General features: G+C 44.6%; 4 protein-coding genes and 1 pseudogene. 2 read left to right on the forward strand and 3 right to left on the reverse strand.

What is annotated here, in order from left to right:
* Positions 1–326: 326 nt before the first annotated feature.
* Positions 327–533 (forward strand): annotated as a pseudogene (locus H524_RS0111290) (flagellin); the annotation flags it as partial.
* Between the two features lie 202 nt (positions 534–735).
* Positions 736–1,662 (forward strand): flagellin N-terminal helical domain-containing protein, encoded by a 927-nt coding sequence (locus tag H524_RS0111295; protein WP_027940281.1) that lies wholly within the window; start codon positions 736–738, stop codon positions 1,660–1,662.
* A gap of 221 nt (positions 1,663–1,883) precedes the next feature.
* Here H524_RS0111295 and H524_RS0111300 read toward each other — a convergent pair whose 3' ends face one another.
* From H524_RS0111300 to glnA, 3 genes are all read right to left on the reverse strand, one after another.
* Positions 1,884–3,296: an MATE family efflux transporter gene (locus H524_RS0111300; RefSeq protein ID WP_027940282.1), complete on the reverse strand. Its 1,413-nt coding sequence runs from the start codon at positions 3,294–3,296 to the stop codon at positions 1,884–1,886.
* 435 nt (positions 3,297–3,731) lie between these two features.
* Positions 3,732–5,801 carry a methionine--tRNA ligase gene (gene metG / locus H524_RS0111305; protein WP_027940283.1) on the reverse strand — a complete coding sequence of 690 codons (2,070 nt, stop codon included), beginning with the start codon at positions 5,799–5,801 and terminating at the stop codon, positions 3,732–3,734.
* A gap of 592 nt (positions 5,802–6,393) precedes the next feature.
* Positions 6,394–7,806 carry a type I glutamate--ammonia ligase gene (glnA, locus tag H524_RS0111310; protein WP_027940284.1) on the reverse strand — a complete coding sequence of 471 codons (1,413 nt, stop codon included), beginning with the start codon at positions 7,804–7,806 and terminating at the stop codon, positions 6,394–6,396.
* Between the last annotated feature and the right edge of the window lie 392 nt (positions 7,807–8,198).

Here is an 8,198-nt window from a genome sequence, read left to right on the forward strand (position 1 = left end):
TTGCCTGTAATTAAATAGCTATCACATGATAAATGTGCCTACCTAAAAACAGTCAAATCTGACTTACCTACAAAGCATCTACTCTAGTTAGTTAAAATTAGCTTTCTAAAAAGCGCCAATTTTAATGATCACCAACTACCATCCTCTACGCAAGCCCCAATTTTACAAAATCACCGTTTTGGTGCAGTGAATGTAGATTTTTGCGACCTATATCTAAATTTTCAAAATCCTAGATACAACATTATAAGCGTCGATAGAAGTTATAATACGTATAAAAATATTACACTATTCGGGTTATTTTAAGCAGCTAAGATGTCGCAGCTATGATCCAAAATCGTATGGAAAGCACCATCCGCAACCAGAGCTCCATTGCTGAGAATGAGTCTGATGCTCGCAGCCGTATTCGCGACACTGACTTTGCATCTGAGACTGCAGCTTTAACTCAGAACCAGATTATTCAGCAAGCCTCTCAGACCATTCTATCTCAGGCTAACCAGCGTCCTACCGTAGCTTTAAGCTTACTCGGCGGTTAATAGGTCGCAACTAAAAGTTAAGTTTTCTCATATCGCTTAAGGCCGTCCGCCATAACGGCCTTATTTGAGAAAGAATTTTTGCAGACTGTTTATTCGTAAGCGGCATGCACTGCCCTTTACGAATACATAGATTGCATGTATTACATGGTGGAGATTGAGCTTGTAAGGCATCTCTCTACTGATAATCGATAAGGAGAGAAATATGGCTTTATACGTTAACACTAACGTGAGCTCCATTAACGCACAGCGTAAGCTCGCTAACTCCACTCTTGCATTAAACACCTCTTATCAGCGTTTATCATCTGGTCTTCGCATCAACAGCTCTAAAGATGACGCAGCTGGCCTCCAGATCGCCGATCGTTTAACCTCCCAGATAAATGGCTTAAATCAGGGAAATCGTAATGCTAACGACGGTATTGCCTTAGCTCAGACCATCGAAGGTGCGTTAGACGAAACTACAAACATGCTACAGCGTATCCGTACTTTAGCTGTTCAGGCTGCTAACGGTACCAATACTGCTAAAGATCGTAAAGCTCTGCAAGAAGAGGTTAACTCTCTTTGCCAAGAGATCACTCGTATTGGCCAAAAAACAACATTTGCAGGAGCTCATGTACTTATGAGTAAAGGTGCTCCAAATGTTGACACATTAAAGAATGCTAAGGGCGAGTATTTCTTCCAGGTCGGCGCTAATTCACAAGACATGATTACACTTGCCATGTCAAGAGGATTTCACTTGAGTGGCATTGCTGCAATGGGTAATGTAGAAGCTAAGCAAAAAGCAGATCTTACCAAATCTGGTCTCTTAGAAGAAAATAACACTGTACGTTGGGTAGTATGCCAAGCAAGCTTTGCTCAGGCAACTTTAGCAAACATCGATAAGATGATTGAGGCTGTAGATTCTAAGCGTGCGGCCCTAGGCGCAATACAAAATCGTATGGAAAGCACCATTCGCAATCAGAGCTCCATTGCAGAGAATGAGTCAGATGCACGCAGCCGTATTCGTGATACTGACTTTGCATCTGAGACTGCAGCTTTAACTCAGAACCAGATTATTCAGCAGGCCTCTCAGACAATTCTGTCTCAGGCTAACCAGCGTCCTACCGTAGCTCTTAGCTTACTTGGCGGTTAATAGGTCGCTAATAAAAGTTTAGTTTTCTCATATCTCATATCTTTTAGGGCCGCTTTCCATAGCGGCCTTATTTATTTGGGGCTAGAGAAAAGAGTGTTGACAAGCGTTGGGGGCTAATTGATATGAAAAAGGCAGCGTAAGCTGCCTTTGTCATAATTGGGTTTGCGGGTTTTAGGCCGCATTAACCTTAACTATAGCTTTTGATAATTTGCTAACTGATGTTAGGTTAGGCGGTGGCCGTGAAGAGCTGCGTCTTTGAGCTTGCGGTAATGGTAGATTACACGGAAGCGATAGAGCACAGCTGCAGCAATGAGTCCGCACAGAAGACCAATCCAGAAGCCACGTGGGCCTTTAAGTCCGGTTTGGGCAAAGAAGCTGTCAAATGGCAGTGTGATATAGCCATAGCAGAGGCTATAGCCAATTGGCAGAGCAACGCAGTAAAAGGCAATGAAAGTGACGATCAAGATGGTGGTTGTGTCTTTAAAACCACGCAAGATGAAGGCTTGAATGGTCTGAATGCTCTCAAAACATTGGTTAAAGGCTGAAAAGAACATTAAAGCTGTGGCTAATGCCAATACCTCAGGATCATCACTAAAGAGTGCTGGCAGGGCATGGCTACCGAGCAGCAGAATGCTCACGCTTACTACAATAGTGAAAATCGTCGAGGCGTAGGCTGCCTTGATATTCATCTTGAGCGACTCAAGGTTATTTTGACCAATGGCATATCCCACCATAATCGCTGTGGCGATACCCAATGACAGCGGAATATTAAACACAAAGTTAGTCAGCGACATGGTAATGGAATGAGCTGATACTTGTGTTGAGCCAAGTGGGCTTAAGATGATGGCAATTAAAGAAAAGCATGAGGCCTCAACCGATGTTGAAATGCCCAGAGGCAGTGAGAGCTTAAAGAAGCTTAATAATGCTTGCTTGCTAATGCCATCCTTATTTTTAAGGCAATGGTAATCTTTAAGCTTTGGATGGAGCATCAGGTATGCGTAGATAACGACGCAAGAGATAAAAATCGAGAGCATAGATGCAAGGCCACAGCCAGCACCACCAAGCTCAGGCATGCCATACTCACCAAAGATAAAGATATAGTTAAGCGGGATATTTAAGACCACCGCTAACACACCAAAGTACAGTGTTGCTCTAGTGTTACCCATAGCCTCGGCAAAGGCACGAGCTGAGTTGTTGAGCGCAAATACCGGCATGCTATAAGCGATGTAGATAACGTAATCAATCGCGGTTTGCTCCATGCGTTTGTCTGAGTCCATCTCAATGACAAAGTAAGCAAGATAGAGCAAGATAAGGCTGATAATGCAGCCAACAATAAACGAGGCTAATACCGCATGAGCATGATCATATGGAATTAAATGCTTCTTACCCGCTCCACAGTGACGCGAGATCACAGGATGGGTAGCTGAGATCATGCCGATAATAAAAGTAATGGACGGGATAAAGAAAGAGCCGCCAATGGCAACACCAGCCTGATCTGAAGTTCCTGCTAAACCAGACATCATAATGTCGGTAATACCAAGAAATGCATAAGCAAAGTTGCCTAAGACAATTGGAGCGGCAAGCTTAAAGAGCATTAAAAGCTTTGAGGTCAGACTATTGTCAGGATGTCCCATTAATTTCTCCAAACTGAATTTGCTTGATTCCTGTGGCGTAAAAAGTCAGAAGCGTTGGCATTCAGTTCTGAGAAAAAAGCACAGTGTTATAACTTTTTTAATGCCCAATATTTTACTCATAAGCAATTGTGCTCGACAAGATCATATCAAGCTCGTGAGCTATCTTATCCTTATAGAACAAGGCTTAAGTGCTACTGATAGCTTTTAGCATGCTTACATAGAGTGCAGGTGCTCATTTGGGAAAGTGCTTAGCAGTGGCTGATTGAGTTGAGAGTGCTTAGATGGTGATTTTGTTATTGTTAAGATGATAAAGCCCGCAAGGACTGTGGTCGTTGCGGGCTTGTGAGTCGAGCTTAGCTAAGCTCAAGCAGATGGGCTAGCTAAGCTCAAGCTATGTGGGTTAGCTTGGCTGAAGCTAGGCGAGTTAGCTAATTATTAGTGGACGCGATCGCCATTCTTTGCACCAGAGTCTGGGGAGAGTAAGAAGATATCCTCACCGCCTGGGCCTGCAGCCATTACCATGCCCTGAGACAGACCAAACTTCATCTGGCGAGCCTTTAAGTTAGCAACCACGATAACCTGGCGACCAACTAAAGCATCGGCATCCTTGTAGGCAGACTTAATGCCGGCAAAGACCTGGCGCTGCTCAAAGCCTAAGTCTAACTCTAAGCGCAGTAACTTCTTCGCGCCTTCAACTTGCTCAGCCTTGATGATAGTGGCAACACGTAAGTCGATCTTGGCAAAGTCGTCGATGGTGATTTCGCTCTCAAGAGGCTCATACTCAGATGCGCCTGATTCAGCACCGTCCTTGGCCTTAGCCTTGTCGTCAGCCTTTGCGCTCTTAGATGCAGCATCCTTTAAGTCTTGCTTGCTATCTTCGATCATAGCTTCAATGTTCTTAGGATCGATACGAGTGAACATTGGGCTGAACTTGTTGATGGTGTGGCCAAGTAATGGCTTAGCTGCATCATCAAAAGCTAAATCGGTGTTTAAGAACTCACGAGCCTTATCAGCGATCTCGGGAAGAACTGGGCTTAAGTAGGTGATGATAGCCTTAAATGCGTTCAGACCATCGGTGCAAACGCGCTGCAGCTTATCATCTTGACCTTCTTCCTTGGCAATTACCCATGGAGCCTCGCGGTCGATGTAGCGGTTAGCCTCATCGGCAAGAGACATAACTGCACGGATAGCATCAGCGTAATTGCGAGATGCATAGCCCTTATTTACAGTCTCAGCAATAGAACCGAGCTTTTCCATAAGCTCATTGTCAAAAGGCTCTGCTGCTAACTTGCCCTCAAAGCGCTTGGTGATGAAGCCAGCGCAACGAGAGGCGAGGTTAACGATCTTACCTACGATATCTGAGTTGATCTTAGCCTGGAAGTCATCTAAGGACAGATCGATATCTACAGCCTCATCAGTGAGCTTAGAGGCAAAGTAGTAACGTAAGCATTCTGGCTTTAAGTGCTTTAAGTAGGTTGAAGCCTGAATGAAGGTGCCCTTGGACTTGGACATCTTGGTGCCGTTAACGGTTACATAGCCGTGTACGAACACGCCATTTGGCAGGCGGTAACCAGAACCCTTTAAGGTTGCAGGCCAGAATAATGAGTGGAAGTATAAAATGTCCTTACCGATAAAGTGGTAGAGCTCTTTATCGCTATCTGCCTTAAAGAAATCGTCGAAGTTTACGCCGTTCTTATCACAGAAGTTCTTAAAGGATGCCATATAGCCGATAGGAGCATCGAGCCATACGTAGAAGTACTTGTCTTCAGTATCTGGGATTTGGAAGCCAAAGTATGGTGCATCACGAGAGATATCCCATTGCTTTAAGCCTTGCTCAAACCACTCGTTGAGCTTGTTAGCCATGCTCTCTGAGACAGCACCTGAGTTTTGGATGAAATCCTTGAGGAAATCATTGAACTTAGGCAGATCAAAGAAGTAGTGTACAGAGTCCTTTAAGACTGGCTTAGCACCTGAAATTGAGGAGTAAGCGTCCTTAAGATCAGTAGGATCATAAGTAGCAGAGCATACTTCGCAGTTATCGCCGTACTGATCCTTGGCACCGCAGCGTGGGCAAGTACCCTTAACAAAGCGATCTGGCAGGAACATGTTCTTCTCAGGATCATAAAGCTGAGAGATAGTACGAGTGGTAATAAAACCATTATCACGCAGCTTCTTGTAGATCTCAGTAGAGAACTCTTGGTTTTCTGGAGAATGGGTGCGGTAGTAGTTGTCGTATGAGATCAAGAAGCCATCGAAATCGGCTTTATGAGCTAAACCGACCTGAGTAATAAGCTCCTCAGGGGTAATGCCCATGTCGCCTGCCTTGATCATAATTGGGGTGCCATGGCAGTCATCGGCACAAACGTAGTAGACCTGATCACCCTTGGCGCGGTGGTAGCGAACAAAGATGTCCGACTGTATATGCTCAAGCATATGGCCTAAGTGAATTGGTCCGTTTGCATACGGCAGAGCTGAGGTTACCAGCATGGAACGTTGTGATGTCATGTTTTAAAATTGCGCGCCAAGCCTGATGATAGCTTTGCCCTGTAACCAAACTGCAAGTAAAGATGCACAACAATGTGCGCTTTGTTTGCTGTGTTAATTACAGACGCTTTTAGAGGCCTGATGAAAGCTCCGGCGCGACTCTCCTGTTAGTTCCTAAAAGATCGATTACTTAGTGCTGCTATATGTATCAAGCTTAGTTAGCTTAATTAACTAAACTAAGAGCTCAATACTGTTAAAGTAATGTGCTGATGCATAAGCATAGATTAAGCGCTTACTTAGTTTTCTTTAGTGCAGGACTGCAGTAAATATAGTGTGCATATTCTAACCTAGAAAAGCTTATTTAAGGCCACTTTCGCGATCTAAAAGCATCAGAGAAGCATCTTATTATGGTTTTTGAAATCTCTTGTATGTTTTTAAGCATCACAATGCTCAAGATGCTGCATTGATGCACAGCCTACGCGCATGTTTGATGGCGCTTGTAAGGCGATATGGAGGCCTAAAAACAAAAAAGCAGCGCAAGATAACTAACGCTGCTTTTTTAGCTTCTAGATAAAGGCGAGTACTGATTGAAAGAATACTTGCCGATTAATAATTAGAGGCTGTAGTAGAGGCTGAACTCAGCTGGGTGTGGAGTATCGCGGACTAAGGATACTTCTTGAGCCTTAAGCTCGATGTATGACTGAATAGCTTCCTCAGTGAATACGCCACCAGCAAGGAGGTACTCGTGGTCAGCCTTAAGAGCCTCTAAAGCCTCGCCTAATGAGTCAGCAACGGTAGGAATACCGGTTAACTCCTCAGGTGGTAAGTCGTAGAGGTTCTTATCGAGTGGATCGCCCGGCTCGATGCGGTTGATGATACCGTCTAAGCCAGCCATGGTTAAGGCAGCAAAGCAAAGGTATGGGTTGCACAGACAGTCTGGGAAACGAACCTCAATGTGAGCAGTGCTTGGGTTAACTGCATGAGGAATACGAATAGCTGCTGAGCGGTTAGAAGCTGAGTAAGCTAATAATACTGGAGCCTCGAAGTGAGGTACTAAACGCTTGTAAGAGTTAGTTGAAGCGTTGGTGAAAGCATTTAAGGACTTAGCGTGCTTAATGATACCGCCGATGAACCATAAAGCTTCCTGTGACAGACCGCCGTAGAGGTTGCCAGCAAAGAGGTTCTTGCCATCCTTGCTAAGAGACATGTGGCAGTGCATACCAGAACCAGCCTCACCCTTCATTGGCTTAGGCATGAAGGTTACAGTCTTGTTGTTCAGGTTAGCAACGTTATGAACTACATACTTGTAGTTCATAACTTCGTCAGCCTTTTTAGTTAAAGAGTTGTACTTAGTAGCAATCTCGTTTTGACCTGCAGTACCAACCTCGTGGTGGTGTGCCTCAGGCTCGATGTCGAACTTCTTTAAAACATCGCACATCTGAGTACGGATGTCCTGTGAAGAATCAACTGGAGGAACAGGGAAGTAGCCACCCTGAACCATAGGACGGTGGCCTAAGTTAGGACGATCGGTATATTCTTTGTCAGAGTTCCAAGCTGCCTCGTAGTCTTCGATCTGGTACATGCAGCCAGACATGTCGTGCTTGAAGCGGATGCCATCAAACATGTAGAACTCAAGCTCAGGGCCTAAGAAAGCCTCATCAGCGATACCCTCAGAGCGCATGAAGTTTTCAGCACGACGAGCAATAGAGCGTGGATCCTTCTCATAACCAGCTAAAGTGGTTGGATCAAGAATGTCGCAACGGATGATGATGGTTGGAACCTTGAAGAAAGGATCTAAAAATACAGGACCATCAATTGGCATCAAGAGCATGTCAGACTTGTTAATGGTGCACCAGCCCGGCATGGAGGAACCGTCAAAGAGCTTTCCATCACTGAAGAATGACTCGGTGATTAAGTGGATTGGTAAGGTGATATGCTGCTCTTTACCCTTGGTGTTGGTAAAGCGCAAATCAGCATACTGAACGTTATGCTCATCAATGAGTTGCTTAATCTCATCAAAAGTCATGACTTATCTCCAAAACTTGCAGATGCCCCTGCATTTGCAAAAACAACTTCAGGCCTGACTAGTGCAAAACTTAATGTGCTTAAGCTTTGTACTACTAAGCTGAATCCTTTGAACTCTGTTCCAAAAAAGTTGTTCAAAGTTAAACATCCTTATTGGACTTATCCGCACTCTGTTGACGGCATAGGTGGTTAGTATCCTCACTACCTATGTCGCAACTAGAGCCTATTGATGCCCAGTTGCACCGGAGAGACGTTCTAGCAGAATTCTCTTTACCTCTTCCTTCTTGGTGTACCTTGAAATTTCGGTATCGTAGAATCTGTCTAGAATGTTCTGAGCAGCATTTTCGTCAGCCTGTAGCACAACCCCGTCAACGCCGATAAAACGATCGCCAT

It is taken from the genome of Anaerobiospirillum succiniciproducens DSM 6400, from assembly GCF_000482845.1.
In the GTDB taxonomy this organism is placed as follows: Bacteria; Pseudomonadota; Gammaproteobacteria; order Enterobacterales; family Succinivibrionaceae; genus Anaerobiospirillum; species Anaerobiospirillum succiniciproducens.

Coding starts and splice junctions, on each gene's coding strand:
- H524_RS0111295 (WP_027940281.1), top strand. CDS start 736: ATGGCTTTATACGTTAACACTAACGTGAGCTCCATTAACGCACAGCGT.
- H524_RS0111300 (WP_027940282.1), bottom strand. CDS start 3,296: ATGGGACATCCTGACAATAGTCTGACCTCAAAGCTTTTAATGCTCTTT.
- metG (WP_027940283.1), bottom strand. CDS start 5,801: ATGACATCACAACGTTCCATGCTGGTAACCTCAGCTCTGCCGTATGCA.
- glnA (WP_027940284.1), bottom strand. CDS start 7,806: ATGACTTTTGATGAGATTAAGCAACTCATTGATGAGCATAACGTTCAG.